Consider the following 26,946-nt stretch of genomic DNA (forward strand, 5'->3'; position numbering starts at 1 on the left):
TTCGCGCGGCTACTTCAGGAACTCGCCCCGCTCGGCCTTTTCGACGAGCGACGCGGGCGGCAGGAAGTGCTTCCCGTAGCGCTGCGCGAGCTCGCGAGCGCGGGTGATGAAGCCACGCGGACCCGTGCCAGCGGGGCCCTCGTAGCCGTTGATGAACTGGGCCACGCCGCCCGTCCAGGCCGGGAAGCCGATGCCCAGGATGGAGCCGATGTTGGCGTCCGCCGCCGAGCGCAGCACGCCTTCATCGAAGCAGCGCACCGTGTCGATGGCCTCCGCGAACAGCATGCGCTCCTTCATGTCCTCGAAGGGGATGGTGTGGCCCGGCTTCGTGTAGTGCTGGGCGAGCCCCGGCCACAGGTTCGCGCGCTTGCCATCCACGTAGTCGTAGAAGCCCGACCCGGTGGAGCGGCCCTTGCGCCCGTGCTTGTCGATGAGCGCGTCCACCACGGCGTAGCTGCCGTGCTCCACCCACGTCTGGCCCGCGGCCTCCGCGGCCGCCTTCGTCTCCAGGCGGATCTTGCGCGGCAGGGTCAGCGTGAGCTCGTCCATCAGCGCCAGGGGCGCCGCGGGGTAGCCCGCCTGCAGGCCCGCCTGTTCAATCGACGCCGGGGAGATGCCCTCGCCCACCATGGCGATGGCCTCGTTGAGGAACGTGCCGATGACGCGGCTGGTGAAGAAGCCCCGGCTGTCGTTGACGACGATGGGCGTCTTGCCAATCTGCACCGCGATGTCGATGGCCTTCGCCAGCGTCGCGTCGCTCGTCTTCTTGCCGGCGATGAGCTCCAGCAGCGGCATCTTGTCCACGGGGGAGAAGAAGTGCATGCCCACGAAGTCCTCCGTGCGCTTCACGCCCTCCGCCAGCAGGGTGATGGGGAGCGTGGACGTGTTGGACGCCAGCACCGCGTCGGGGGCTACGACGTCCTGCACCTCCTGGAAGACCTTGTGCTTGAGCTCCACGCCCTCGAACACGGCCTCGATGACCAGGTCGCAGCCCTTGAGCGCGGCGGGGTCCGCCGTCGGGGTGATTCGCGCCAGGAGCGCGTCGCCCTTCTCCTTGGTGGACTTGCCCTTCTGGACGGCCTTCTCCACGAGCTTCACGGAGTACTGCTTGCCCTTCTCCGCGGACTCCTGGCTCACGTCCTTGAGCACCACGTCGATGCCCGCCTTGGCGCAGACGTAGGCGATGCCCGCGCCCATCATCCCGGCGCCGAGGATGCCGACCTTCTTCGCCGTGTGCTGCGGGTAGCCCTTGGGCCGGCCGCCACCGGAGTTGATGTGCTGCATGTCGAAGAAGAACGCCTGAATCATGTTCTTCGCGACCTGGCCGGTGGCCAGCTCGGTGAAGTAGCGCGACTCGATGGTGAACGCGGTGTCGATGTCCACCTGCGTGCCTTCCACGGCCACCGCCATGATGGCGCGCGGCGCGGGCATGTTCGCGCCCTTGATCTGCTTGCGCAGGTTGGCGGGGAAGGCGGGCAGGTTCGCCGCGAGGCCGGGGTTGGACGGCGTGCCGCCCGGAATCTTGTAGCCCTTCGCGTCCCACGGCTGCTGCGCCGTCGGGTTTGCCTTGATCCACGCCTTGGCCGCGGGCAGCAGCGCCTCCACGGAGTCCACCACCTCGTGCACCAGGCCCACCTCCTTGGCCTCCTGCGGGCGGTAGCGCTGGCCCTGGAGCAGCACCTTCATCAGCGCGTCCACGATGCCCAGCATGCGCACCGTGCGCACCACGCCGCCGCCACCGGGCAACAGGCCCAGCGTGACTTCCGGCAGGCCCACCTGCGCGCCCTTCACGTCCGCGACGATGCGGCGGTGACAGGCCAGGGCAATCTCCAGCCCTCCGCCCAGCGCCGCGCCGTTGATGGCGGCGACCACGGGCTTGCCCAGGGTCTCCAGCGTGCGCAGGTGCGCCTTGATTTCCTGGCCGAACTCGAACGCCTGCTTCGCGTCCTCCTTGCGGATGCGCTGCAGGTCGTTCAGGTCGCCGCCGGCGAAGAAGGTCTTCTTGGCGGAGGTGAGGATGACGCCGGTGATGTCGGCCTTCTCCTTGGCCAGCCGGTCCACCGTCGCGCGCATGGACTTCATGTACGCGGCGTTCATGGTGTTGGCGGACTGGTTGGGGTCATCCAGCGTCAAGATGACGATGCCGTCGGCATCCTTGTCCCAGCGGATGGTGTTCTGCTCGCTCATGGGGTTCGCTCGAATCTTGTCGAAAGGTGAGTCAAAGGGGGTTCAGACGCGCTCGATGAGGGTGGCCACGCCCATGCCACCGCCGACGCACAGGGTGATGACGGCGCGGCGCGCCTTGCGGCGCTCCAGCTCGTCCACCATGGTGCCGAGGATCATCGCGCCCGTGGCGCCCAGCGGGTGGCCCATGGCGATGGAGCCACCGTTGACGTTGAGCTTGTCGCTCGGGATGCCCAAATCCTTCTGGTACTTGAGCACCACGGAGGCGAAGGCCTCGTTGAGCTCGAACAGGTCGATGTCCTTCACGGACAGGCCCGCCAGGTCGAGCAGCTTGCGCGTGGCCGGCAGGGGGCCGGTGAGCATGATGGTCGGGTCCGCGCCGGACGTCGCCACGGAGGCGATGCGCGCGCGCGGCGTCAGGCCCAGCTCCTTGCCCACCTTCTCCGAGCCGATGAGCACCAGGGCCGCGCCGTCCACGATGCCGGAGGAGTTGCCCGGGGTGTGCACGTGCTCGATGCGCTCCACCTCGTGGTACTTCTGCAGCGCCACCGCGTCGAAGCCGCCCATCTCACCGATGCCGACGAAGGACGCGTTGAGCTGGCCGAGCGAGGCCACCGTGGACTCCGGCCGCATGTGCTCGTCGCGGTCCAGGATGGTGAGGCCGTTCTGGTCCGTGACGGGGATGACGGAGTTCTTGAAGTAGCCGCCGGCCCAGGCCTTGGCGGCGCGCTCCTGCGACTGCGCGGCGTAGCGGTCCACGTCCTCGCGGGTGAAGCCTTCAATCGTCGCGATGAGGTCCGCGGAGATGCCCTGCGGCACGAAGTACGTGTCGTAGTTGGTGGCCGGGTCCATGGCCCAGGCGCCGCCGTCGGAGCCCATGGGCACGCGCGACATGCTCTCCACGCCGCCCGCGATGACCAGCTGCTCCCAGCCCGAGCGCACCTGCTGCGCGGCCATGTTCACCGCCGTCAGGCCGGAGGCACAGAAGCGGTTGAGCTGCACGCCGCCCACCGTCTCCGGCAGCCCCGCCGCGAGCACCAGCGTGCGGGCGATGTCCGCGCCCTGGTCTCCCACGGGCGAGACGATGCCGAGCACCACGTCGTCGATGCGCTTGGGGTCCAGGTTCGGGTGGCGCTTCTTGAGCGCGTCCACCAGCCCGACGAGCAGCGACAGCGGCTTGGTGCCGTGCAGCGCGCCTTTCTTGCCCTTGCCGCGAGGAGTACGGACCGCGTCGAAGATGAATGCTTCCTGGCTCACCGGGAGCCTCCTTGGGATTTGGTGTGGGAGTGGGCTACAGCGAACGGGCGACGAGCTCTTTCATGACCTCGTTGGCGCCGGCGAAGATGCGCATGACGCGAGTATCCGCGAACAGGTGGGCGATGGGGTATTCCTTCATGTACCCATACCCTCCGAAAAGCTGAAGGCAACGGTCCGCGACGATACACGCCTGGTCCGTGAGCCAGTACTTGGCCATGGCCGCGGACGCCACGTCCAGTTCGCCCGCCAGGTGCCGCTCGATGCACTCGTCGAGGAACGCCCGGCCAACCCTCCGCAACGTCGCGCATTCCGCCAGTTCGAAGCGCGTGTTCTGCAGAGCGAAAAGCGGCTTACCGAACACCTGGCGCTGCTTGGTGTACTCGACGGTGAGGTCCACGGCCCGGTCGATGCTCGCCTGCGCGAGGATGGCGGTGCTCAGCCGCTCCTGGGGAAGCTGAGACATGAGCTGCGCGAAGCCCTTGCCCTCCTCGTCTCCGAGCAGGTTGACGGCGGGTACGCGCAGGTCGTCGAAGAACAGCTCCGTGGTGTCCTGGCCATGGCCGCCGAGCTTCTCGAGGATGCGGCCCCGCCCGAAGCCGGGCGTGGTGTCGGAGACCTCGGCGCACACCAGGGAGATGCCCGCATGGCCCTTCACGTCGCTGGTGCGCACCGCGATGATGAGGAAGTCACACACGCGGCCGTTGGAGATGAACGTCTTGGAGCCGCTCACCCGGTAGAAGTCTCCCTCACGCACGGCGCGGGTGGAGATGGCCTGCAGGTCGGAACCGGCGCCGGGCTCCGTCATCGCGATGGCGCCCACCCACTCGCCGCTGGCGAGCCTGGGCAGCCACTTCTGTTTCTGGGCTTCGGACGCGTACGCGAGCACGTAGTGCGCGACGATGGAGCAGTGCACGGCGAAGCCCATGGTCGGGTCTCCGGCGCGCACCTGCTCCTCGGTGAGCACCGCCTCGTGGGCGAACGTGCCACCGCCGCCGCCGTACGCCTCGGGGATGGACATGCACAAAAGGCCCAGCTCGCCCGCCCGGCGGTAGAGCGCCTTGTCCGGGTGGCCCTGGGCCACGTGCTTGGGGACGTTGGGGAGGACTTCCTTGGTGAAATAGGTGGCCGCCAGGCCACGCACCTGCTCGAGCTCGTCAGAGCTCCATCGAGGACGTGCCGTCATTGTCTGTCTCGCTCCGTCGTGAGTCGCTCTTACAGTCCGAACGTCTTGCCGATGATGTCGCGCTGGATTTCGCTGGTGCCGCCGAAGACGGTGGAGATGACCGTGGCGCGCAGGTGCGACTCCATGTCGTACTCGGTCGCGTAGCCGTAGCCGCCCATCATCTGAACACCCTCGAGCGCCACGCGCTTGGCGGTCTCCGTCGTCTTCAGCTTGGCCATGGACGCCTCGCGGGGAAGCATCCGGTCGGGCGCTTCGTCCGCCATCTGCGCCACGCGGTAGATGAGCAGCTCGCAGCACTCCAGCTCCGTGGCCAGGTCGGCGATGCGGTGCTTGAGCGCTTGAAAAGAGCCGATGGGCTTGCCGAACTGCTTGCGCTCCTTGACGTACGTGACGGCGTCGTCGAACGCGCGCCGGCCCCGGCCCAGCATGGACGCGGCGAGCAGGAGCCGCTCGCTGTTGAGGCCCGACATGAGCTGGGGCCAGGCCTGGTCCAGCCTGCCCACGACGGAGTCCTCCGGCAGGAAGCAGTCGGTGAAGAAGACGTCGTTGACCTCCTTGCCGTTGAGCGTGGGGATGCCGCGAATCTCCACGCCCGGCGTGCCCGTGGGGACGCAGAACATGGTGAGCCCCTCGTGCCGCGAGCCCGAGGACTGCGTGCGCGCGACGAGCAGCAGGTGGTCGGCGAAGTGCGCGTTGGAGCACCACGTCTTCTGCCCGTTGATGAGGAAGCCTCCGCTCGTGCGCGTCGCGCGGCAGGTGATGGCGGCGGCGTCCGAGCCCGCGTCGGGCTCGGAGATGGAGATGGCCTCCACGCGGCCCCGGGTGATGCCGGTGAGCACCTTCTCCTTCTGCGCGTCGCTGCCGAACTTCGCGTAGGGGCTCGCGGCGACGGCCGTGGTGATGTAGCCGCCGACGGGGGCGAGTCCGTACGAGGTGCGCTCGGCGAACAGGCACATCTCGGCCATGCCGCCGTCGGAGCCGCCGTACTTCGGGGAGATGCCCACGCCGAGCCAGCCCAGTTCGGCCATCTCGGCATACAGCCGCGGATTGTGGGCCTCGACGCCGTGCTGGGTCAGCGCGTCGCGCTGCGCGCGGGTGCCCGTCTTGGCGCGACAAAACGCGTCGATGGAAGCAGCGAAGGACGCTTGCTCCGGAGTTCTCGCATGCATGGGGACTCGTGAGGGAGGCGGCGGGTGGTGTGTCAGGCGTTCTCGTAGAACGTGGCGATGCGCTCCGCGTACTGCTTGAGAATCACGCGGCGCTTGAGCTTCAGCGTCGGTGTGAGTTCGCCCGTCGCGGGACCCCAGGCCTCCGTGACGACCTCGAAGCGCTTGACCTGTTCGGCGCGGGAGAGCCGGCCATTGATGGAGGCCACGAGCGCTTCCAGTTCGGAGCGGACCGCCGGCTCGCGGGTGAGCTCCAGGAGCGACTGGGGCGGCAGGCCCCGCGCCTTGGCCCACGTGGGCGCGACGTCCGCGTCCAGGCAGATGAGCGCCGTCACAAACGGCCAGCCGTCGCCAATGGCGATGGCCTGACCGACGAGCGGGTGGGCGCGCAGCATTCCCTCGATGCGGGACGGGGCGATGTTCTTCCCGCTCGAGGTGATGATGAGCTCCTTCTTGCGGTCGGTGATGGTGAGGTAGCCCTCGTCATCGACGGTGCCGATGTCGCCCGTGGCGAGCCAGCCGTCCGAGTCCGCCGGGCTCTCAATCCGCCCGTCCGCGCTCAGGTATCCCAGGAACAGCACGGGCCCTCGCACGAAGATTTCCCCGTCCGCCGCCAGCCGGACTTGAAGCCCGGGGATGGGGCGGCCCACCGCGCCCACGCGGAACTCCGAGGGCGTGTTGATGGTGGCGCAGCCCGTCGTCTCGCTCATGCCCCAGACCTCCAGCACCTTGATGCCGAAGCCGCCCAGGTACTCGAGCACCTCCACGGGGATGGGCGCCGAGCCGCTGCTCGCCCACGTCAGCGCGTCCAGGCCCAGCGTCGCGCGCAGGGGCTTGAGGACCTTCTCTTCCATCAGGGCGACCTTCTGCGCCAGCTCCGGCGGCACGCTCTTTCCGGAGCCCTCCAGCCGGAAGGCCTCCAGCGCCGTCGCGTGCGCGGCGAGGATGGCGTCGCGTCGGGGCGCCTCCAGCGTGGACAGCTTCGCCTTGAGGCCGCCGGCGAGCTTCTCCCAGACGCGTGGCACGCCGAAGAACGCGGGGGGCCGCACCTTGGCCATCAGCGGCACCACGCCCGCGGGGTCCGCGCAGATGTGTACGTGCATCGCCTTGTAGAGCAGGCGGTACAGGCCCAGCTCGCGCTCGGCGATGTGCGCCAGCGGCAGGTAGGCGATGGACGGCACCTGCATCGGCGTGGGCACCACGACGTCCACGGCGACGGCTTCATAGAAGGCGTTGCGGTGGCTGAGCACCACGCCCTTGGGGTCTCCGGTGGTGCCGGAGGTGTACATCATCGCGATGGGGTCCTCGGGGCGGATGCTCTGCCAGCTCTCCTCGAAGACCCTGGGGTCCTCCTGATGCAGCCGTCCTCCGTCGGCCTCCAACTGCGCGAAGGAGACGTAGCGGGCGTCGCCCGCGGGCACCGCCGCCGCGTCGATGACGATGACGCGCTTGAGCGCGAAGAGCGACTTGAGGATGGGCCGCCAGCGGGCGACCTCCTCCGCGCCCTCCAGCACCACGACGGTGGCCGCGCTGTGTTGGGCGACGTAGCCTACCTGCTCGCTGCTCAGCGTCTGGTACGCGGTACAGGGGATGGCGCCCAGGTGGACGGCGGCATAGTCGATGAGCCAGTGCTCGGGCCGGCTCGACATCATGATCATCATCCGCTCGCCGCGCTGGAGGCCGAGCGCGCCCAGCCCGCGAGACAGCGCGGCGGTGCGCGCACGCAACTGGACCCACGTGTGCGTGGAGTCACCGGCGCTGAGGGCGGGGGCGTCCGCGAACTCCTCCGCGTTGCGCTTGAGCAACAGCGGCAGGGTGAGCTTGTTCGCCAGGGATTGGCACTGCGCCTCCAGGTCTGCGAGCGACGTACCCATGGGCACCTCCAGCACTGCGATGGCCAACGACTCTCAGCGGACTTCCACTTCAAGGGTCGACGTACAGGTCCAACATCACGTCGGGGCCGCCGCCGTAGCGGCTGAAGTCGGTGATGCCTTCGGCGCGCAGGACGTCCTCATCGATGAACGTGTGCCCGGTGCAGTCACGGGGCCGGCGCTGGAGGATGGCCACGGCCGCGTCCGCCATGATTTCCGGCGCGCGGGCCCGCTGCATGGACGAGTCGCCCCCGAGCAGGTTCTTCACGGCGGCGGTGGCGATGAGCGTCCGGGGCCAGAGCGCGTTGGCGGCGATGCCGGCCTCGGCGAACTCCGCCGCCCACCCGAGCGTGAGCAGCGTCATGCCGTACTTGGCCATGGTGTACGCCGGGTGCTTGCCCAGCCAGTGCGGCGCCAGGTTGACGGGGGGCGACAGCGAGAGGATGTGCGGGTGAGGGGAGCGGTGCAGGTGCGGCAGCGCGGTGCGCGTCAGGAGGAACGTGCCCCGGACCTGAATCTGTTGCATCAGGTCGAAGCGCTTGAGCGGCAGTTCGTCTGTCTTCAGCGGCGCGAGCGCGCTCGCGTTGTTCACGCAGAAGTCGATGCCACCGAAGCGCGCCACGGCTTCGTCCACGGCGCGCTGCACGTCGGCCTCTTCGCGCACGTCGCCCACCACGGCGAGCGCATGGCCACCCGCGGCGCGGATTTCGTCCGCGGCCGTGTGCACGGTGCCCGGCAGCCGGGGGTCCGGCGTGTCGGTCTTCGCCAGGAGCACGACATTGGCGCCCAGCCGGCCCGCGGCGATGCCGATGGCCAGCCCGATTCCACGGCTTCCTCCGGACATCAGCAGCGTGCGTCCCGCGAGTGGTTTCTGGGTCATCCTTCGTCCTTTTCGCGCGGGGCTCCCGGCTTGACGGCGGGAGCGTCACCCCGCTCGGCGCGACCTGGGGGTGAGGTGAGTTCGGGGAGGACGTCGCGGACGATGGTGATGAGCGACTCGCTCAGGAGCAGGTGCGCCTCCTCGCGGGAGAGGGTGCCACCGCGAATCCACTCGCGGATGGTGGCCTTCACCATGCCTGCGTAGGAGCGCATCATCGCGCGATGCCGGACGTCGCTGCCGACCTCCACCTTCATGCCGAGGAACTCGAGCGTCTTCGCCGCGGCCACGTCGTCCGCCGCGGAGATGATGCGTTCGACCTCCGGGTCCGCGATGCTGCCGGCGCCGGTGACGGCGACGTACGTCTTTCCGTGCGTCGCCACCGTGTCCAGGTACCACTCGACGCTGCGCTCCACGCGTTGGCGCAGGGTTCCCGTCGGGCTGACTTTCTCTTCGAGGCCGGGCATGAGCAGCATCCTCTTCACGACCTTCAGGTAGAGGTCCCGCTTCTGCCCGAAGTAGTGGTTGAGCAGCCCCCGGGCGACGCCGGCTTCCTTGGCGATGTCCGTGGTGGAGACGTCCGCGTAGGGCCGCTCGCCGAACAGGCGCATCGCGCACTCGAGGATCTGCTCCCTGCGCGCGTCCGGTTCCAGTCGCTTCCAGCGAGGCGCGGGCGCGGGACTCATGACTCACGCTCCCGCCACGGAAGGAACGTGGGCAGGTCCTCCTCCACGGTGCGGGCGAAGGACGGCGGCCGCTTCTGGAGGAAGGCCATGACGCCCTCCATGGCATCCGGGCTCTGGCCCAGCGTCGCGATGAGCTGGCTGTCCAGCGCGAAGGCCTGCTCGGGGGAGGGCAGGGCGCTCATCCGGTAGAGGGATTGACGGATGACGGCCACGGACACGGGCGCGGTGGTCTCCACCAGCTCGCGCGCCAGCGTGTACGCGGCGTCCAGCACCGCGTCGGGCTCATGGAGCGAGCGCACCAGCCCCGCGCTCAGCGCCTCCTCGGCGGGGATGAGCCGGCCGCTCACCATCCAGTCGAGCGCGCGGCCCATGCCCACCAGCCGGGGCAGGAACCAGCTGGAGCCCGCCTCCGGATAGATGCCCCGCCGGCTGAACACGAAGCCGAAGCGGCTGTCCTTGGAGGCGAGGCGGAAGTCCGCCGGCAGCAACATGGTGGAGCCCACGCCCACCGCGGCGCCCCGCACGGCGGCGATGACCGGCTTTCGCAGCGCGAACAACTGGCGCGTCACGCGCGTCGCCGGCTCCACCCAGCCGTTCTCCGGAGGGGCGCTGTTGGCGACCTCGAACGACAGCCCGCTCAGGTCCGCCCCCACACAGAAGTCCTTGCCGGCCCCCGTGAGGACGACGACGCGCACGGCCTCATTGGCGTTCGCCTGGGACAGCGCGTCCGCCAGCTCGTCCGCCATGGTCACCGTGAAGCCATTGCGCGCTTCGGGTCGGTTCAGCTCGAGGGTGGCGATCCGATCCGCGACCGAGAACCGGATGTGTTGGTAGCTCATGGCTGGGGCCTCATTGCTCCTGTGACGGTGATGATGGGAACTTGTTGGCGGAGTGTCAACAACAAGAGGCCTGCGAAGTCCTGCATGCCTTTCGACGTGTTGCGTCATCCGGGAGGCTGTCCTTCGGGTGCGAAGAGGAGTCACGTGGGACCGAGCCTAGAGCCGGGCTGGGGCCAATGCACCTCCGCGGTGACTCGCGGCGAAGGACGGCGCCTCGCGGGGTGTCTGTCTATTCGGAGGTTCGGACGGGGGCGCGACGTGACGGAAGTCTCCGTGCGCGCCCCTCGCATCCTGGCGTGTGGTGTGGGCCGGCCGGCTCGATTTCGAGACCTGGCGCGGGAGGACTGGCACTGGAACGCTGGAGCCCACGCAGTGCGGGTGCGCCGCGAGCCGAGGGCGTGGCTCGCGGCGCGCCGGGTGACTCAGTAGACCCAGACGCTCTTGGGCGCGAAGTCGAGCGGGCTGACCTGCGCGCCCGGTTCAATCATCTGGGGATAACCCTCGCAGTTCTCGTGGGGGAACAGCGCCGCGGCCTCGTCGTTCGTGTTGATGGCGGAGACGGCCCGGTCCTCCCAGCCGTGCTCGGGCAGGCCCACGCACGTCCCCGCCCCACCCGGCGGCCAGGCCATGACATTCCAGACGGCGCCGGTGAAGTCAGGCCCGTCGAACAGGCAGAGGACACCCGACCAGGGACACGCGGCGGTGTCCTCGGCCGAGGCCTCGGAGGGGGTCAGCAGCACTGTCGCCGTCGCGAGCCCGAGCACCAGGAAGGAGCCCAGGCCCAGCAGCCCTGAGCGGATGAAACGACGGGGATTCCGGCCGAACGTGTGCGATTGCATGGGATTGTCTCCTCTGCCCGTCCCGGGCGCATGTGGCGTGGGGATGGTGGCATTGCGACGGGAGAGGTGCCCTGGAGACGGATTCCCCAGAGGCGGTCCATCCGCTGGCGGACTGTTTGCGTTCACATGTCGGGAGAAGTCCCGTGTGCCTGGAATGAGTGTCTTTGATTGGACGCAAAGGGCTGCCCTCGTGAAGTTCGGCTGCGGGTTGACCGAGACACCGGACGTTCAATGGCGTTGAATTGTTCGACAAGCCTTCAGGAGCCTCCATGCGAGCCGTCGGTTATCGCCAGCCTCTTCCCGCGTCGGACCCCCAAGCGCTGCTCGACGTGGAGCTGCCAGACCCTGTCCCCGGTGAGAGAGACCTGCTGGTCGAGGTTCGCGCCATCTCCGTCAACCCCGTGGACGTGAAGGTGCGCGCGAGCGCGTCTCCGCCTCCGGGAGAGGTGAAGGTGTTGGGCTGGGATGCCGCGGGCGTGGTTCGCGCGGTGGGGGCCGGGGTGAAGCTGTTCAAGCCTGGGGAGCGCGTCTGGTACGCGGGCACCATCACCCGGCCAGGAACGGACAGTGAGCTTCACGTGGTGGACGAGCGCATCGTGGGCCACATGCCGGCGTCGCTGGGCTTCGCTGATGCGGCGGCGCTGCCGCTGACGGCCGTCACCGCGTGGGAGCTGCTCTTCGACCGGCTCCAGGTTCCAGAAGGCAAGGGCACAGGTGCCTTGCTCGTGGTGGGCGCGGCGGGTGGAGTGGGCTCCATCCTGGTGCAGCTTGCGCGGCGCCTCACGGGGCTGACGGTGGTTGGCACGGCCTCGAGGCCGGAGACGCAGGACTGGGTTCGCGAGCTGGGGGCGCACCACGTCATCGACCACCATCAGCCGCTGGCGAAGGAGCTGAAGCGAATCGGCGTGCCGCAGGTGGAGTTCATCGCCAGCCTGAACCAGACGGACCGGCACTACGCGCAGTTGGTGGAGGCGCTGGCGCCCCAGGGCCGGCTCGGCGTCATCGACGACCCGGGACCCATCGACGTGCGCGAGCTGAAGCGCAAGAGCGCGTCGCTCCACTGGGAGCTGATGTTCACCCGCTCGATGTTCGGCACCCCGGACATGCAGGCGCAGCACGACATGTTGGAGCGGGTGTCGAAGCTGGTGGACGCGGGCACGCTGCGGACCACGGTGGGCGAGCACTTCGGTCGCATCGATGCCGCGAACCTGCGTCGCGCCCACCAGCTCCTGGAGTCACACAAATCCAAGGGCAAGTTGGTGCTGGACGGCTTCTGAGGAGGCCTCTCCGTCAGTAGTCAGCGAAGACATTGGACATGGCGTACAGGCCCATGTCCGTGTTCTGGCAGACCGTCCGGCGTGCGATGAGGAGCTTGGGCTGGCCCGCGACGGTGCGGATGAGCTGATATCGGGCCAGGCTCCCTCCCACGCTGGTGAGGGGCCAGTCTCCGATGGAGGCCGAGGAGGGCGAGAAGTTGTGGTTCGACCAGTTCCAGGTGGGCTGGCCGGCCTCGAAGTCCTCGGTGACGGCCCAGTCCGCCGTGGGGCCGTTCTGGATGAAGAACCACTCGTCCTTGGCGTCGACGTGGTCGATGTTGCCCGCCAGCCACACGTCATTCGGGCCCTGGGGATAGGCCGCGCCGCCGATGTGGGTCGCGTTGGCCGTGCTCCACATCCACTCGAAGGTGCTGTTCCGGTAGTTGAAGAGCGTCGCCCAGCTCGACAGCCCGAGCAGCTCGTCCTGACCATCTCCGTTGGTGTCGCCGCCGTTTCGCAGGTTCGCCCGATAGGGATAGAGGGCGGAGGCCGTGGGGTTGGAGCCCGACATCCAGACCCAATCCCAGCCGAGGCCGTTCGAGTTGAGTCGGAAGATGCTGACCAGTCCAGTCACGGCCACGCTGACGAGCTCATCCTTGTTGGCCAGCGAGCTCCCGCTGTTCCCCGAGAGGTCGAAGTTGCCGGCGACGAGGTAGTTGCCGTTGCGTGAGGACTGGTAGATGGGGTCCGTGGTGCTGCCATTGTTGCTCCAACTCGGGCTCCAGTTGCCGTTGTCGAAGTTGAACAGCGTCACGCCCGCGCCGATGCCCAGCACCTCGTCCTTTCCGTCCCCGTCGAAGTCGCCCACGATGAGGTTGTCCTTGACGGCGAAGATGCCATTGCCCACCGCCGGGTTACCCTGGTTGGTCCAGCCCCATTCCCAATCGTTGTTGCGGAAGTGGAACAGCGTCATCCACGTCGTGGAGACGCCCAGGAGGTCCTCTGCGCCGTCGCCGTTGAAGTCGCCGATGTAGTGCTTCGCGTAGCCCGCGGGTCCCGACTGGTTCGTGGCGGTCCAGACCTTCCGCCAACCGTCGTTCTGCCCTTCGACGGTCACCGTCGTCGTGCTGGTATCCACCTCCTGGCCGCTCGCGTCGTGGATGCGGAGCGTCACCGTCGCCGTCTGGCCGCGAGGCGCATTCGGAGGGAGATTGCCGCTGAAATACACCCTCGAGCTGCCCGCGATGTCTTGAAGGGTTCCGATGGAGAGGCCATTCCAGGTGACCAGAAGGTTGTTGATGGCGAAGGTCCCCGACTGGGAGGCGCTCATGCGGTATCTGCCCGCCGGCAGGGCGCCCGAGTAGATGCCGTTGTAGCTCACGAAGTTGCCACCGGGAGGGACGATGGCGGGCGTGCAGAAGGTCACGGTCGCCGCGAAGGACTCCGCCGGCGGCATCAGGATGAGTGTGGCGACCAGGGCGATGACGGTGAGTCGAAGCCCTTGGCCGCGCGATTCGACACGGCGCGGTGGGGGAATTGGAGGATGACGCGTCACGACGGGAGACGGAGCGCTGATCATGTGGGCCTCGCGAGGGATTGTAGCGAGGCGCCGAACAAGCACCGGTCATGCCAGTGAATGGCGTCAAGGCCCGGAGTCGTGGAGGCTGTGTCGTCTTGGGCTACGGTGGCGTGGCCACTGTGGCATCAGGCGATACAAGAACAACGCCGAAACAGAAATGTGACGGATTCCCGAGGTCAGAAGTGTCCCCCGAGTCCGAGCACCGCCCGGTCATTGATGACACCCAGCGAAGGCGTGAGCTTCAGGGGGAGGCTGAGCCGGGTGCGGGTGGCGGCGGCTTCGTCGTCCTCCCAGTCCCAGTCGGACCCGGTGACGAGTCTGAGATAGCCCGCTCCGAGCGACAGTCCCAACATGATGCCCGTCAGCAAGCTGGTCCCACAGCCCTCGCCGCCCGCGTCGTGCGCGGCGCAGACAGCGATGCCGGCGGCGAGCCCCGCGCCGGTGAGAATCAAGGGCACCAGCCAGACATGGGTGGGAATCACATCGCTGCTCGACGTGTGTCCATCGACGGAGAGGGCGCGCAGGCGGTTGCCCTCCGCCATGAGGCGCTGCCCGAAGAAGGGCCGGGACTCCGTCACTCGGGTGGAGCGTCCACGGGAGGAGAAGTCGAAGGCGCGGGGTGCGGCGAGGACGGTGCCAGGAGTGACAAGCCAGAGGCACAGCCCGACAGCGGCGAGGACAGGGTTCTTCATGGGGGAGTTTCACGAGGAGGCACAGGCCGGCCCGGCGTGCCAGGGAGCGAGCTTTTGTGCGCTTCCCGACGAAATGCGCGGGCGGATATTCACCCGGAGACCGGGTTTCTTCCGTGGCCTCCGAGGACGTGGCGCGCCCCCGTGTCTCCTGCTGGCTCCCGGTCGCGGACTCCCGCCCTACGACGGCTGGCTTCGCGTCACGCGGGCCCGCGCGGCCTGGAGGGTGTTCGCGAGCAGCATGGTGATGGTCATCGGGCCGACGCCCCCCGGCACGGGGGTGATGGCCTCGGCGACCTGGCTGACGGCGTCGAAGTCCACGTCGCCGACCATCTTGAAGCCTCGCGCCGAGCTGGCATCGGGGACGCGGTTCTGCCCCACGTCGATGACCACCACGCCGGGCTTCACCATGTCCGCGGTGATGAGGTTCTGCTTGCCCACCGCGACGATGAGGATGTCGGCCTGCCGGGTGAACGCGGCGAGGTCGGGGGTGTGCCGGTGGGTGATGGTGACGGTGGCGTCCGGGCCGGGGGCCATCAGGAGCGAGGCCAGCGGCTTGCTGACGATGAGGCTGCGTCCCACGATGACCACGTGCTTGCCCCGGGTCGGGATGTTCTCGCGACGCAGCATCTCCAGGATGCCCGCGGGGGTGCAGGGGATGAAGGCGCGCGGGTCGCCCACGAACGCCAGTCCGGCGTTCTGGGGATGGAAGCCATCCACGTCCTTGTCCGGGTGGATGTGCTCCAGGACGGCCTTGTAGGGGAGGTGCGCGGGGAGGGGGAGCTGGACGAGGATGCCGTGGACCGTCGCGTCCGAGTTCAGCCGGTCGATGACCGCGAACAGCTCTTCCTTGGACACGTCCTCGGGCAGGTTCAGCGTCTGGCCCTTCATCCCGAGCGTCTCACAGGCGCGCGTCTTGCTCGCGACATAGGCCTGGCTCGCGGGGTTGTTGCCCACCAGCACCACGGAGAGGCCAGGGGTGACTCCCGCGGCTTGGAGCTCCGCGACTTGCTGGGCCATCTCGGCCCGCATCACCCGGCTGATCTCGGTTCCATCGATGTTCCGCGCCATGGGTGGCTCCATACGCCAGATTCCTGGCGTCGACGCGCCCTTTCTGGGGCGTGGGCGGCTCGGATGTTGACCCGTCGCGGCTACGCCGGCTGGAGGAAGCGGCCGTCCACCAGGTGGTCAATCACTTCGCGCGCGGAGTGCGGGTCCAGCCGCGCCTTCGTCCCCAGTTGTGTCACGGCGCTGGAGACCGTCGCGGGCTGCTCGAAGGCGGCCAGGGCGGCGAGCAGGATGGCCCCGTCCTGTCCCTGGACGAGTGTCGGGTCGGAGAACTTGCGAGGGCTCACCGTCGGCGCGCACGTCAGGGTGATGCCGTCGACCGAGCGGAGGACCGTCACGGGCTCCTGGGCCACCTTGGCGGGAGCACGGTGGTGTCCCAGCCAGTCCCCCAGCGTGAATCGCTGAGTCGAAGGCGAGGTGTTCAGCAGCCGCGTCCGTCCATTGACGGCGACGCTGCGCCGCGTGTCGCGGTGCTTCCAGGCGAGCGCGTCCACCTGGTCGGAGTTGCGCTGCACGGCGGCCTCCAGCTCCGCGTCCCGGAAGCGAATCATCGGCACCGACACGTCGCCGGGCTCGCGCTGCTCGAAGTAGTCGAGGAACTCCGTGAACGTCTTCGCTTCGGTCACCATGTCGAAGCGCGCGGGATGTTCGGTGACCAGGGCGCCGGGCTGCGCCTCGAGCCGTTGATAGCCCACCACGCAGTCGAGGCTGATGACGCGCTCCACCAGTCGCAGCTCCTCCGCCAGCGCGGCCTTGCTGGTGAAGGGCAGGCCTCCGATGCCGGAGATCTCCATGTCCAGGTTCGGATGGCGGTGACAGGCGTCGATGACGTCGAGCAGCTCCCGGTCCTTCGCGCACGGCTTGAGCAGGCCCTTGCCCATCTGCTCCAGGCGCTGTTGTTCGGAGAAGCAGCCGATGTCGATGACCATGTAGACGCGCTTGAAGGTCCGGGCCAGCTCGGCGACGAGCTCCAGGCGAGGCACGCCCCACAGGAAGTACGTGCAGCAGTGCTTGGAGAGGTCCACGCCCGCCCAGGTGCTCCCCAGGAACTCCGCGGTGCTGCCCGCGAAGTCGTAGCGCATCTGCCACGTCTGGGGGGCGATCTCCTGGTGGTCCCGACGCACGCTCTGCTCGGAGCGCAGGAACGGCTTCGCGCGCCCGAAGGCCGCCTTCTGGTTGCCTCGGGCCCCGCCGCAGTAGAGGCAGTTCTCTCCGCAGCCCTTGCCCGGCGCGACCCAACCGGAGAACGAGTTGCGGTCCAGCTGGCTCAGGAAGAGCTCGTTGAAGTGCGAGTAGTAGATGTCCTCGGTGTTGGTGGCCCCCTGGATGTACGACAGGGGCAGCCTGCGAGACGTTCCCGAGGGGGAGCGCGTCACGCAGTTGGGCGGGGAGGGGTCGCCCTGGCAGATGGCCAGCAGCGGCACCTCGCCATCGCCCAGGACGACATGGTCGATGAAGTCGAACGCGTGCAGCTCCCTCCACCAGTACGACGCGGAGTTGCCGCCCACGACGATGCGAATCCCGGGGTCGATCTTCCGGAGCGTCCGGGCGATGAGCAGCGCGCGGTCCACGTGGTGGAACCACTTGAGGCTGATGCCCACCAGTCGTGGGCGGACCCGGGCGACGAGGCGCTCGAACGAGGCCACCACCTCCGCGTCCGTCTCATCGCCGTCGTACAGCCGCACGAAGGCCTCGATGCCGCCGCGTCGCAGGTAGCTTGCCAGGTAGAGGATGCCGCACGTGGCTTCGCCGGTTCCGGCGCCCACGAGGAGAACTGGCGAGAGCTCACGACCACCACCCATGCGACAAGCACCGACCTTTCCGAGGAAGGGGCAGAGTAGACGATCCAGGCCGCCGCCGGCTCGGGAATGGTGGGCACCCGCCGAGCGGGCGTCCGAGCGTCGCGGGGGCCGCCCGTACGTGAAGGCCCGGCCCTACCTCCTCCCGGGAAGTCTCGAGGACGGTCTCTCGCGGCGGCCGGGGCTTGCGTGTGTCAGCTCCGTGTCGTCGACACCTTCTCGCGAGCCTGGGACGCACGCCGTCTGACGGACATGTCTTGGTTGTAGCGTCGGGTGCTACAGAGACAGTGTCTTTGTTGTTCATTCCCGACGCCGACGCCAGACTTGTAGCATGGCATGTCACAGGGCCTGGATGGCTCATCGTGAATGATTTGTATTCAGGCTTGTCTTTGGCGGCTCAATCACAGCAGAGTGCGGGTCTCACTTCACCAGGAGGCCGTATGTCCGTTGCATCCTCAGCGTTGCTCTCGCGCAGTGGTGTGTCTCGCGGTTGGCTGTTCGGGGCCGCCGTGGCCATGGCGCTCGTCGTAGCTACCCCCGGTCGCGCGGACGCCCAGTGTACGAGCTGGCCGACCAACACCACCGTCACCCCTGGCGCGGCGTACTCCGACACCATCAATGTCTCGGGGCTGGCCTACGGGACGTACATCATCACCGCGTCCTTCTCGGGGAGCGCGGGACTCATCAACATGGCGTTCAGCGCGGTGCCTGGCGTGAGCTGGAGCAATGGCACGAAGGGCTTCATCGGCTCCTCGACGACGATGTATATGAGCTTCATCATGGCCCCCGGGGCGCTCCCGGGCCGCTGGTCGACCGTCACCATGAATGTCGCCAACACCGCGGGCCAGACGGTCTGCTCGTCCAGCTTCGTGGTGTTCGTGGCCGGGGACGCGTGCCCGGGCGACGTTGTCTGGAACGGGACCACTGTCGACGCGACCTTCGATGGCGCCAACTGCTACGTGGCTTCGATGCCGGCGGGTGACGGCTCGCCCTTCATGCACGCCAACAACTATTACATGACGCGCGGCCCGAACAACGTGTGTGAGGCGGGCTGGTTCGACGGCGCCAACTGCTACCTCGGCACGCCTCCCAGTGGGAAGTCGGGCTTCTTCTGGGGCTCGGCGTTCTACTACTCGCCCTGACGAACCCCGTCGTGACGGCCCCGCGCGGCGAGGAATGACCGCGCCGCGCGGGTGTGTCTTCAGCGGAAGGGCCCACGCACCTCGAAGGTGACGCCCTGGCCGTTCGTGCCGCGCTGCGAGCTGAAGTACAGCCGGTGCCCATCCGGACTGAACGCGGGACCGGTGAGCTCCGAGCCTCCATGGCCTTCGAGCTGGAGAAAGGGCGAGACCACGCGCTCCGGCTGAGGGGTGATGAGGCAGAGCTGGAGGTCATCCCCGTCCTCGGCCACGTAGAGGTCCCCCGAGCGAGACACGGTGACGTTGTCCACGCCGTGCAGGGGTGAGTCCGGGAAGAGGTTGTCGTCGTAGAGGATCTCCACCTGTCCGGTGGAGGGCGTGTGGGCCCAGACGCGGTTGTCGCCCTTGGTGGTGAAGTAGACGGTGCCGCTGTCGTACCAGCAGCCCTCGCCGCCATCGAACGCGGTGGTCCAGAACCGCGCGGTCTGGAGCCACGCGGGGCTCGACGCGGAGACCTTCGTCCAGCTGAAGGACGCCGTGCCTTCCAGCGCGTTGCCGGACAATCGCGCGGCCTCGAGCGTGCCCGCCGCGAGCGACGGCCACTGGGACGGCGTGAAGCGGTAGAAGCGCCCATGGGGGCGGTCCTCCGTCAGGTACAGCCGGCGTCCCACGGGGTCCACCGCCACGGCCTCATGCGCGAAGGTGCCCAGCGCGGCGCGACGCTGGCCCTGCGAGGGATTCAGCGGGTCGCATTCCCACACGTGTCCGCCATCCCATTCCTCACAGGACAGCCACGTGCTCCAAGGCGTTGGCCCTCCCGCGCAGTTGGCGATCGTCCCACCGAGGATGCGGTACGCGCCCACCACGCCCCCGCCACCGTCGAAGCGCAGCGCGGAGGCACCGCCGAGCAGGGGCAATTCGCTGTTGGAGGTGTAGACCCAGCCTCCGTCACCGGTGGGAAAGCAGGTGCCACCATCGGGGCTGCCATGCCAGGTGTAGTCCGTGCCGGGGACGACCTCGTTCGTGCGCGCGACGATGCGAGAGGTGAAGCCCGCGGGAAGTCGCAGGCCCTGTGCATCCGGTGTCCCGGAGAGGGCGCCATAGGGACCGGGGCCGGGCCGCGAGGGGGCCGCATAGGCCGCACGCCAGAAGCCGGGCCCGAGGACGAGCAGTCCGCTGCTCACCGCGGTGAGTCGAAGGAAGTTCCTGCGCTGCATGGGCCTGCTCCATTCGTGGACAGGCCCAGGAGACTGGTGCGTGCGAGGCACGGCGCCCATCGCGCCCCGAGGGCGTGGTCCTGTCCACCTCACGACGCCCGACTCCGACCGCGTGGCTCGGGAGAACTCCCGTGAGCGGAGTGTCTCTCGCGCCGCGCCGCGCGCGTCCCTGTGTGAAAGGGCGCGCGCGGCGGGGTTCTTCGGGCTTCGCTTGCGCGCTCGGGGCTACATCTCCACCGGCGGCGTGCAGTTGACGTCCTGGCAGACATCACCGGGCGGGCAGTAGCAGCGGTCCGCCACGAGGATGTTCACCAGGGCCGAGGACTCACCCATGTGACTGAAGGTCCCCGGTGCGGTCTGCATGCGCATCCGCCACTGGAAGGCATGAGGGCCCTGGGTCGTGGTGGGCGCGGTGGCCGTGAAGCTGAAGGTCCGCTCCTCGCCGGGTTTGACGCGGTCCCCCGGCTCCAGGGTGACGGACACGTGCCCCCAGTTGTTGCCCTGGAGATTGGGGAGCGGGGCCAGGTGGACGATGGCGCTGTCACCCCAGGTCGTGTCGCCCGAGTTCTTCATCGTGACGGTGACGGGGAAGCTCTGCCCAGGCTCCACGCGAGCGGGGACCGTCTGCCCGACGAACGTCGCGTCGGTGCGAGGAATGACCTGGATGAAGGTCAGCGGCGAGGCCTGCCCGAAGCCTCCGGCCTGGGTCTGCCACATCTGCCACCGCAGCGCGTAGGAGCGGACCTGCGTGGGCGCGTTGACGGTGACGTGGAACGTCTTCTCCGCGCCGGGCGCCACCTCTTCGCCGGGGGCCAGGGCTCCGTTGGAGTTGCTCCATTCGGGGAACAGGTTGCGGAGGGAGAAGCCGGTGTCGGCGCGCCAGGGCAGGGTGCCCGTGTTGCGCAACGTGACGTCGTAGACGAAGGAAGTGCCCGCCATCACGGTGGTGGGGCCGGACTGGCTGACGACGACCGCGTCCCGCGGCGGCAGCGTGACGTTGATGGTGATGGGTTCGGTGAATGCGCCGAAGTAGACCGGGGTGTCGAACCCATCCTGAACCATCCGCCAGTACATCGTGTAGGGACCGGGCGTGGTGGGCGCGGTGAGCATCGTGGAGAAGGTCAGCTCCTGACCGCGAGCCGCCGAGTCCGTCGGGTTGAGGTAGATGCGCTGGTGTCCCCACACGCTGCTCGTCGCCGGCTGGGAGCCCAGCCGATAGAACGTGGCCATGGTCCAGGTGTCGCTGCCCGTGTTCTTCATCGTGAAGGTGGCGTGGAAGGTGCTCCCCGCCACCACCGAGGTGGGCACGGACTGACGGACGAAGGCCGAGTCCCGGAACGGCACCGTGACGTTGATTTGAGTCAAGAACGAGGGCGCACCGAACAGGCCATGTCCCTCCTTCATCATCCGCCACTGGAAGGGATAGGTGCCCAACTCGTACGGCGTCCTGATGGCGAACAGGAAGGTCTTGGTCTCGAAGCGCCTGATGACCTCACCGGGCTCCAACTGGACGCGGTCCAGTCCCCAGAACGACGTGTTCTGGACGGGCTCGACAGCCTGGAGCCGGAATCCTGTCGCGGCGGTCCAGGGCTCGGTCCCCGTGTTCTGTATCATCACGGTGATGTTGTAGATGCGGTCAGCCTGCATGGTGGAGTCGACCCGCTGGAACACAATCCTCGCGTCCAGGGCGGGCGTGGCGCAGCGGAAGCTGACATCTCGTGAGAGGGTGGTTGCCTCACTGTCGCTGACGGTGAATCTCACCGTCGCGTCAGTGCCCGGCGTGCACGTGCCCGCCACCGAGATGGAGGTGGAGTTCTCGATGGTGAGGTTGGCGATGCTGGACCAGGACTGGGTGTAGGGCGTGACTCCTCCAAAGGGCCAGGGGACGGTGCAGGAGAAGGTGCTCGTGTTCGTCGCCGTGCCGGGAATCGACTCACACGTGGGGGAGGGAATCAGGAGGGGCGTGATGACCGCCTTGGAGGCATCCAGCATGCCGGCGCCGCACGTGTTCGCCGGGCATCCGGGGACGGCATTCACGGACTGGAGGAGCCGCTGGGTCACCTGGGCGACGGTCCAGTGGGGGCGCTGGGTCATGATGAGCGCGGCGACCCCCGCGACGTGGGGCGCGGCGAAGGACGTGCCGGAGATGTAGCGGTGGCAGAAGTCCGCCCCGAACACCGTGGGGCCGGGCTTGGACACGGCCCAGGCCGTCACGCTTCCACCCAGCCCATTATAGGGCCCCATCGGAGTGGGGTCGTCGCAGAGCAGCCCATTGCCGTAGACATCCGGGCCTCCGCCGGGCGCGGTGATGGTCACTCGGGGACCCCTGTTGCTGTAGGGGGCCAGGTGCCCGTTCGGCATGGTCGCGGCCACGGTGATGACCCCCTGACAGGACGCGGGTATCACCACGCTGGGGTCGCGATTGTCATTGCCCGCCGCGGCGACCACCACCACGCCGGCCTGGATGGCATTGGTGACGGCTTGCTGCAACAACGGAAAGTCGACGCAGCGCTCTTCAGTGGGCTCCAGGGTTCCGAAGCTCATGTTGATGACCTTGGCCCCGTTCAGGACGGCCCAGTTGATGGCCTTGGTCACGTTGCTCATGATGGGGCGGTCGGCGGTCGAGGAGATCTTCACGGGCATGAGAGGGCAATCCCTGCAGACTCCCGCGACGCCGTAGTTGTCCCACTTCGCGCCCAGGATTCCGGCCACCGCCAGGCCGTGGTGCCATCGGCCGTCGGAGGTCGGGTCCGGGTCGGAGACATTCGGCTGCTCGTAGCCGAAGTCGTGGCCTTGCCCCCAGCGATCATCGAGGTCCGGGTGCGCGAGCCGCCCGGAGTCCAGGACGGCGATCTTCACGTTGCCGGTGACGGTCTGCCAGGCCTCTGGCAGGTGGATGGCGGGGTAGTGCCATTGCAGGCCGTAGTACGGGTCGACGGGCTCGGACAGGTAGTCCATGTAGGGGTCCACGTGCGCGTATTCCACGTCGGAGCGCAGGCGGAGCTCCTCCACGGCGGCCGTGGTGAGGGACTCCTGCTCGGCCACGGACTTGTTCGTCAGCGCTTCGTTGGACGCGAGCGTCCAGAGCTCCGTGCCCCCGGAAAGGACGTCCGCCTGCTGGAACGTCAGGCCATGGAGCGTCATGGGCGCGCTGACGGAAGAGGCCTTGCCCTGCGGGGCTGGCCGGAACTTCACGAGGACGCGGCCCGGGACGAAGCGGGGGCGGGTGGTGGGCTCCTCTTCCAGCTTCGAAAGGGACGCGGGCGGAGGGGAGTCCTCTGTCGGGGGCGCGGGCGGTTCGCCGCAATGGGCCCCGAGGGCGAGGAATAGACAGGCTTGAAGGCAGCGCAAGAGTCGGGATGAGGGCACAGATGTTTCCTGGGGAGGACAGCGGTGGAGGTGGTGTGGCAACGGGTAGAAGAAAGTGCTGATGGCTCCTCGGCCTGGGGAACGATGTTGTTCTCGAAGGCGAGCCCGGGCACTCAGGAGCCGCACGAGAGCGGCGGGGCGCAGGTGATGGTCAACGATTGGAGGTGAGGCCGGTGTTGTCGGCTTGGCTCACGAGTTGGTCGACCATCATCTGCGGGGGGCCGGTGGCCATCGACGCTTCGTCGGTGACGAGCGAGCGGAACGGTTTCGGCGTCGCGGCGATGGGGAAAGGACTGTCGGCCAGAGACGTGGACTGGAGGCCGCCGCGCTCGGAGCGGGGCGCGGCTACGGCGGGCCCCAGGCTCGCGAGGAGCCTGGAGGCGCGCCCCCAACTGGCCTCACGGTCGTCCGCCAGTGGAATGTTTCGAAGGTGAATCATCTCTGTTGCCTCTCGGGGATCCGGTGTCCGAGGGCTGTTACGGTCGCTGGCTGCGACCTGGTTGATGATGATTGAACTTCGTCGACTGCGTTTCCCTCGCGCTGCTCAGTCGACGAGCAGGCGCTTCACGGGGGCGGGGTCGACTGCCACCATCAGCGGACGGGCGAAATTGCTGAAGGAGACCAGCGCCTGCCCTGGGGCGAGCCGGGTCACCCGATTCCAGAGGCTCTCGTCGATGCTTCCCACTGTGCGTTGCATGCGGGAGATGACGGAGCTGTCGGTCATCTTGTGGATGATGAAGTTGTTGAGCAGGCCCAGCACCTCATTGGGGAGGTGTTGAGGCAGCTGCGTGACGAAGACGAGCCCGAGCCAACGCTTGCGTCCGCGCTTGGCGATGCGGGCGACCTGCTCGAAGAGGACGGGCATCTGGCTGATGCGGCTGGCCGACAGGAACTCGTGCGCCTCCTCGATGATGATGAGCACCGGGGTGACGGCCTGGTCCTGATTGTTCGCCTTCTCGTAGCGTGCCTCCTGCGCCTCCTGGAGTCCTCGCAGGATGTCCGCGATGACCAGGTTGTTGAGCTGGGGCGAGTCCGTGTCCGACAGGTCGATGACCGACACGCGTCCCGGCGCGAGCATCGAGTTGTAGGCCACGCCCGGCGCGGTGCCCACGTCGAAGATGTTGAGCCGTCGCAGGCGGTGGAGCTTGCTGGCCAGGGCCTTCCAACTGATTTCGGCCCTGCTGCTCTGGGCCATCACCCGGCGCATGACCATCCCCGGGTTGCTCTTGAACTCGCTGTGGAGCGAGAGCGCGTGGCTTGGCGGAGGCGAGTCCTCTTCGGGCGCCGGGTCCAGTCCCTCGAGCGCCTCCAGTAGCGGCTCCTTGCGTCGTGACGAGGCACGAGCACGGGGCTTTGCCTCTGCGCGGCCCTCGTCACTGAGGCTGTAGATGTAGGCGCTCACGACGTCCAGCACGTGCTGGATGGTCATCCGGGGGTAGCCGGTCGACAGCTCGTCCACGTCCAGCGCCTGTTGTTTCTCCTGGTCGCTCAGCGGGAAGATCTTGAAGTCCTCCAGGAGCAGCTTGGTGACGTCATAGGCCTTGAGGAAGCGCTCCTGCTGCGCGTCCGACATGTCCAGGATTTCGGCCAGGGCATAGGGCGACAGGCTGGAGAAGTTCAGGGCGAAGCGGTGCAGGTTCTTGTGGCGCGGGTTGCGGCTGGATCGGCCCGTCAGATGGTGGAGGTGCAGGTCCCTGACGCCCTGAGGTCGCAGGCCCCTTCGCTTGAGGGCCTCCAGCATGGCGGCGTGGTCCGTGGGCTCATCCACATGCGTGTATTCGCCCTCCACGTCGAAGACGACGGTGGCGATGCCCTCTGCCTGGGCGCGGTGGATGAGCGTGGCCACGGTGGTGGACTTGCCGCCGCCCGTCGTCCCGATGATGCCGGTGTGCCGCGGCAGCACGGACTTGTCGCGCGCATTGAGGCGGGCCTCCATGCGCTCGTAGCCCACGACGACGCCCAGGCACAGGTCTCCGCCCACACCGAGAACGCGCTCGCTCTCCTTGTCATCCAGCACGAACACGGGGCTCTGGGGACGTGGCCGGAAGCGGGGAGGCTTCAGGACTCCCTCCACTTCCTCACCCAACAGCTCCACCTCCGCGCGGCCGTGATAGTCGAACGTGTAGGTGAGCTTCTTTCCGTGCGTCACCACGCCGATGGCCATCGTCGAGTTGGCGGGAACGGCGTTGGGTTCCGTGAAGGGGCCTCGGACGACGACACCCAGATAGGTGCGCTTGTCCTCGCGCGACTTCACCCGTACCAGCGTCTGCGAGGCGAGCAGGTGGAGGTCGTCGCGGGCCAGCAGGATGGTCACGAGGTTGTCCTCGCTGGACGCGGTGTCGAAGTGGGTGAAGCCCGCGGCCAGCTCCAGTTCGGGGTCGAGCTGCGACGCCGTCGTGTCGTTCCTCAGCTCCTCGAGCGCGGCACGGGCCTCGGGTGGCGTCGAACGGACGACGTCGCCGCGCCCCTCCCGCGCGGACGCCGGTGGCGTCTCCGGGGGCGAAGCGGGCCTGCGCACCGTCGTGGGGGCCGCGCGTGACGGTTGACCTGGAGGCACAAGTCTTCTGTCCTCACCGCCCGAGGGCAGCGGAGTCTGATGTGGCGACTCACCCCGAGGTCCTCCGAGCGACGGGAGTGGCGCCGTGTGTCCGTTCAGTCCGTGCGGTGGACGACTCGGAATGTTCTCGAACAGCCCCGGACCTGGTGGCCTTGGTCCCTTGCCATCATTGGACATGGTTGTCTCCCCCTACCGGCGCATCCCGCGCTCACTGAAGAACTGGAGGTTGGCTCCCGCCTGGGCGTAGGCGTCATGGACCAGCCCCAGGAAGCCGTCGTCGCCAAAGGCACTGCGGCAGGACATCTCCGCGACGTCGAGCAGCAGGGGGAAGCCCCGCTCGGGACGCAGCACGCTGTCGGCCATGGCCACCCAGGCGGCCTCGTGCACGTGCTCACGGTGCGCGTAGAACAGGCGGGGAGGGGAGTGGTCTGAAATTCGGAACAGCCCCTTCACGACGCACGAACTCGAGTCGCGCACGAAGTCCCAGGCCATGCGCTTGCTGCGTCCTCCGTACTCCCAGCCCCTGACGATGTGCTCGCCATCGCTCTGGAGCGTCTCGAGGAGCGCGTACTCGCCCGCGTCGAGCGCGAAGCCCATCGTCAGGAAGCCCCGGTCCTGGAGTGAGCCGGAGACGAAGACGAACTTCTTGTGTTCATGGATGACCCGCTGGAGCACGGACAGCGAGCGCTCCAGCAGGGTCATGTACCCAGAGCCGGAGAGCAGCTCGTGCGCGCAGGGATTCCCGATGCCCATCCGCCACTCCGCCGAGGACTTGCTCAAGAGCGCGGCCCGCTCCGCATAGGTCCGGATGCCCCGCCGCGCCATCCGGGACAGGGTGTCTTTGTGCCCCTGGAAGCGGTTCTGGCGCATGTTGATGTAATCCATCGCCTCCTGGGCGGGATTCGCGTTCCGCGCGGCCATCTCCTTGCGGAACAGCCGCTTTGAAAAGGCGCCGGAGTTCCCCTGGTAGCCGACGATGCCGACCCCAATCTGGGAGATGCCGATGGGCAGGCTGTCATGGCTCGCATGGCTGCCGGCCACGGCGTCAACCTTGCCTTGGAAGAGCAGCCGCTCGTGGATGAGTGTCAGCTCTTCTGGCGTGACTTTGTAGACTCCCGCCTCGGGAAGCATGCCGCTGCGGGTAGACAGTCGGGGGAGAATCTCGTTGCGGACGAGGGTGCGCAGCCGCCCTTCCTTGTGCAGGGCGCCGGCAATCTCGCTCCGGAAGCGCTCCATGACCTTGTCCAGGTCGAGCCCCGTGGACCATCGGTCGAGGTCCAGCGTGGAGGCCATGTCCTCCCCGAATGCCTCCCGATAGTCGTCATCCCCAAACAACTCACCCATCTCTTCCGGCGGAATCCTGCTCGACAT

The 26,946-nt window shown here is 68.0% G+C and carries 20 protein-coding genes; 2 read left to right on the forward strand and 18 right to left on the reverse strand.

Annotated elements, in window-relative coordinates; genetic code table 11:
* Nucleotides 1-9: 9 nt before the first annotated feature.
* From HUA76_RS37540 to HUA76_RS37580, 9 genes are all read right to left on the reverse strand, one after another.
* Nucleotides 10-2,187: a 3-hydroxyacyl-CoA dehydrogenase NAD-binding domain-containing protein gene (locus HUA76_RS37540; protein WP_174463597.1), complete on the reverse strand. Its 2,178-nt coding sequence runs from the start codon at nt 2,185-2,187 to the stop codon at nt 10-12.
* Between the two features lie 42 nt (nt 2,188-2,229).
* Nucleotides 2,230-3,441 (reverse strand): acetyl-CoA C-acetyltransferase, encoded by a 1,212-nt coding sequence (locus HUA76_RS37545; RefSeq protein WP_141644963.1) that lies wholly within the window; start codon nt 3,439-3,441, stop codon nt 2,230-2,232.
* Between the two features lie 34 nt (nt 3,442-3,475).
* Nucleotides 3,476-4,624, reverse strand: a complete 1,149-nt coding sequence (locus tag HUA76_RS37550; protein WP_174455653.1) for an acyl-CoA dehydrogenase family protein — start codon at nt 4,622-4,624, stop codon at nt 3,476-3,478.
* Between the two features lie 29 nt (nt 4,625-4,653).
* Nucleotides 4,654-5,793 (reverse strand): acyl-CoA dehydrogenase family protein, encoded by a 1,140-nt coding sequence (locus HUA76_RS37555; protein ID WP_174463598.1) that lies wholly within the window; start codon nt 5,791-5,793, stop codon nt 4,654-4,656.
* Nucleotides 5,794-5,825: 32 nt separating this feature from the next.
* Entirely contained in the window at nt 5,826-7,664 is a 1,839-nt protein-coding gene (locus HUA76_RS37560; protein WP_174463599.1) for a long-chain fatty acid--CoA ligase, read from the reverse strand.
* A 49-nt stretch (nt 7,665-7,713) separates the two neighbouring features.
* A complete protein-coding gene (locus HUA76_RS37565; protein ID WP_174463600.1) occupies nt 7,714-8,541 on the reverse strand; it encodes an NAD(P)-dependent oxidoreductase in 828 nt (275 codons plus the stop codon).
* Nucleotides 8,538-9,224 carry a TetR/AcrR family transcriptional regulator gene (locus tag HUA76_RS37570; RefSeq protein ID WP_174463601.1) on the reverse strand — a complete coding sequence of 229 codons (687 nt, stop codon included), beginning with the start codon at nt 9,222-9,224 and terminating at the stop codon, nt 8,538-8,540. Before HUA76_RS37570 ends, HUA76_RS37565 begins: the two co-directional genes overlap by 4 nt.
* Complete coding sequence (locus HUA76_RS37575; protein WP_174463602.1) at nt 9,221-10,063, reverse strand: enoyl-CoA hydratase-related protein; 843 nt, start codon at nt 10,061-10,063, stop codon at nt 9,221-9,223. The genes HUA76_RS37570 and HUA76_RS37575 overlap by 4 nt, the downstream gene beginning before the upstream one ends.
* A gap of 422 nt (nt 10,064-10,485) precedes the next feature.
* On the reverse strand, nt 10,486-10,902 hold the full coding sequence (locus HUA76_RS37580) for a peptidase inhibitor family I36 protein (protein ID WP_174455649.1): 417 nt from the start codon (nt 10,900-10,902) through the stop codon (nt 10,486-10,488).
* 269 nt (nt 10,903-11,171) lie between these two features.
* On the opposite strand from HUA76_RS37580, the gene HUA76_RS37585 reads away from it, so the two are divergent.
* Entirely contained in the window at nt 11,172-12,179 is a 1,008-nt protein-coding gene (locus HUA76_RS37585; RefSeq protein WP_174463603.1) for a zinc-binding alcohol dehydrogenase family protein, read from the forward strand.
* 13 nt (nt 12,180-12,192) lie between these two features.
* On the opposite strand, the gene HUA76_RS37590 is transcribed toward HUA76_RS37585, so the two are convergent.
* The 4 genes from HUA76_RS37590 to HUA76_RS37605 all read right to left on the reverse strand — a co-directional run bounded on the left by HUA76_RS37590 (nt 12,193) and on the right by HUA76_RS37605 (nt 17,296).
* The gene (locus tag HUA76_RS37590; protein WP_174455882.1) at nt 12,193-13,614 is read right to left on the reverse strand and encodes a VCBS repeat-containing protein; all 1,422 of its coding nucleotides are present in this window, start codon (nt 13,612-13,614) and stop codon (nt 12,193-12,195) included.
* Nucleotides 13,615-13,913: 299 nt separating this feature from the next.
* The gene (locus tag HUA76_RS37595; RefSeq protein WP_174455647.1) at nt 13,914-14,429 is read right to left on the reverse strand and encodes a hypothetical protein; all 516 of its coding nucleotides are present in this window, start codon (nt 14,427-14,429) and stop codon (nt 13,914-13,916) included.
* A 177-nt stretch (nt 14,430-14,606) separates the two neighbouring features.
* Nucleotides 14,607-15,497 (reverse strand): bifunctional methylenetetrahydrofolate dehydrogenase/methenyltetrahydrofolate cyclohydrolase FolD, encoded by an 891-nt coding sequence (gene folD, locus HUA76_RS37600; RefSeq protein ID WP_141644972.1) that lies wholly within the window; start codon nt 15,495-15,497, stop codon nt 14,607-14,609.
* Nucleotides 15,498-15,577: 80 nt separating this feature from the next.
* On the reverse strand, nt 15,578-17,296 hold the full coding sequence (locus tag HUA76_RS37605; protein WP_174463604.1) for a radical SAM protein: 1,719 nt from the start codon (nt 17,294-17,296) through the stop codon (nt 15,578-15,580).
* 437 nt (nt 17,297-17,733) lie between these two features.
* Here HUA76_RS37605 and HUA76_RS37610 point away from each other — a divergent pair, with 437 nt between their 5' ends.
* On the forward strand, nt 17,734-18,435 hold the full coding sequence (locus HUA76_RS37610) for a hypothetical protein (RefSeq protein WP_174455646.1): 702 nt from the start codon (nt 17,734-17,736) through the stop codon (nt 18,433-18,435).
* A 59-nt stretch (nt 18,436-18,494) separates the two neighbouring features.
* Here the strand turns inward: HUA76_RS37610 and HUA76_RS37615 are convergent, their stop codons facing one another.
* The 5 genes from HUA76_RS37615 to HUA76_RS37635 all read right to left on the reverse strand — a co-directional run bounded on the left by HUA76_RS37615 (nt 18,495) and on the right by HUA76_RS37635 (nt 26,946).
* Nucleotides 18,495-19,649: an alkaline phosphatase PhoX gene (locus HUA76_RS37615; protein WP_174463605.1), complete on the reverse strand. Its 1,155-nt coding sequence runs from the start codon at nt 19,647-19,649 to the stop codon at nt 18,495-18,497.
* 225 nt (nt 19,650-19,874) lie between these two features.
* Nucleotides 19,875-22,793, reverse strand: coding sequence for a S8 family serine peptidase (locus HUA76_RS37620; RefSeq protein WP_174463606.1), 2,919 nt, complete (start codon nt 22,791-22,793; stop codon nt 19,875-19,877).
* A gap of 376 nt (nt 22,794-23,169) precedes the next feature.
* On the reverse strand, nt 23,170-23,457 hold the full coding sequence (locus HUA76_RS37625) for a hypothetical protein (RefSeq protein ID WP_174463607.1): 288 nt from the start codon (nt 23,455-23,457) through the stop codon (nt 23,170-23,172).
* A 105-nt stretch (nt 23,458-23,562) separates the two neighbouring features.
* Nucleotides 23,563-25,752, reverse strand: coding sequence for an ATP-binding protein (locus HUA76_RS37630; RefSeq protein ID WP_174455643.1), 2,190 nt, complete (start codon nt 25,750-25,752; stop codon nt 23,563-23,565).
* A gap of 12 nt (nt 25,753-25,764) precedes the next feature.
* Entirely contained in the window at nt 25,765-26,946 is a 1,182-nt protein-coding gene (locus HUA76_RS37635; protein ID WP_141647515.1) for a hypothetical protein, read from the reverse strand.

It is taken from the genome of Myxococcus sp. CA056 (genome assembly GCF_013336715.1).
Classification (GTDB): Bacteria; Myxococcota; Myxococcia; order Myxococcales; family Myxococcaceae; genus Myxococcus; species Myxococcus llanfairpwllgwyngyllgogerychwyrndrobwllllantysiliogogogochensis.

Bases quoted from the DNA above. Each gene is read 5' to 3' on its own strand.
- HUA76_RS37625 (WP_174463607.1), bottom strand. From the start codon at position 23,457: ATGATTCACCTTCGAAACATTCCACTGGCGGACGACCGTGAGGCCAGT.
- HUA76_RS37620 (WP_174463606.1), bottom strand. From the start codon at position 22,793: ATGACGCTCCATGGCCTGACGTTCCAGCAGGCGGACGTCCTTTCCGGG.
- HUA76_RS37630 (WP_174455643.1), bottom strand. From the start codon at position 25,752: ATGTCCAATGATGGCAAGGGACCAAGGCCACCAGGTCCGGGGCTGTTC.
- HUA76_RS37635 (WP_141647515.1), bottom strand. From the start codon at position 26,946: ATGTCGAGCAGGATTCCGCCGGAAGAGATGGGTGAGTTGTTTGGGGAT.
- HUA76_RS37560 (WP_174463599.1), bottom strand. From the start codon at position 7,664: ATGGGTACGTCGCTCGCAGACCTGGAGGCGCAGTGCCAATCCCTGGCG.
- HUA76_RS37540 (WP_174463597.1), bottom strand. From the start codon at position 2,187: ATGAGCGAGCAGAACACCATCCGCTGGGACAAGGATGCCGACGGCATC.
- folD (WP_141644972.1), bottom strand. From the start codon at position 15,497: ATGGCGCGGAACATCGATGGAACCGAGATCAGCCGGGTGATGCGGGCC.
- HUA76_RS37595 (WP_174455647.1), bottom strand. From the start codon at position 14,429: ATGAAGAACCCTGTCCTCGCCGCTGTCGGGCTGTGCCTCTGGCTTGTC.
- HUA76_RS37580 (WP_174455649.1), bottom strand. From the start codon at position 10,902: ATGCAATCGCACACGTTCGGCCGGAATCCCCGTCGTTTCATCCGCTCA.
- HUA76_RS37610 (WP_174455646.1), top strand. From the start codon at position 17,734: ATGTCCGTTGCATCCTCAGCGTTGCTCTCGCGCAGTGGTGTGTCTCGC.
- HUA76_RS37585 (WP_174463603.1), top strand. From the start codon at position 11,172: ATGCGAGCCGTCGGTTATCGCCAGCCTCTTCCCGCGTCGGACCCCCAA.
- HUA76_RS37615 (WP_174463605.1), bottom strand. From the start codon at position 19,649: ATGCAGCGCAGGAACTTCCTTCGACTCACCGCGGTGAGCAGCGGACTG.
- HUA76_RS37605 (WP_174463604.1), bottom strand. From the start codon at position 17,296: ATGGGTGGTGGTCGTGAGCTCTCGCCAGTTCTCCTCGTGGGCGCCGGA.
- HUA76_RS37590 (WP_174455882.1), bottom strand. From the start codon at position 13,614: ATGCCGCCGGCGGAGTCCTTCGCGGCGACCGTGACCTTCTGCACGCCC.
- HUA76_RS37575 (WP_174463602.1), bottom strand. From the start codon at position 10,063: ATGAGCTACCAACACATCCGGTTCTCGGTCGCGGATCGGATCGCCACC.
- HUA76_RS37550 (WP_174455653.1), bottom strand. From the start codon at position 4,624: ATGACGGCACGTCCTCGATGGAGCTCTGACGAGCTCGAGCAGGTGCGT.
- HUA76_RS37570 (WP_174463601.1), bottom strand. From the start codon at position 9,224: ATGAGTCCCGCGCCCGCGCCTCGCTGGAAGCGACTGGAACCGGACGCG.
- HUA76_RS37555 (WP_174463598.1), bottom strand. From the start codon at position 5,793: ATGCATGCGAGAACTCCGGAGCAAGCGTCCTTCGCTGCTTCCATCGAC.
- HUA76_RS37565 (WP_174463600.1), bottom strand. From the start codon at position 8,541: ATGACCCAGAAACCACTCGCGGGACGCACGCTGCTGATGTCCGGAGGA.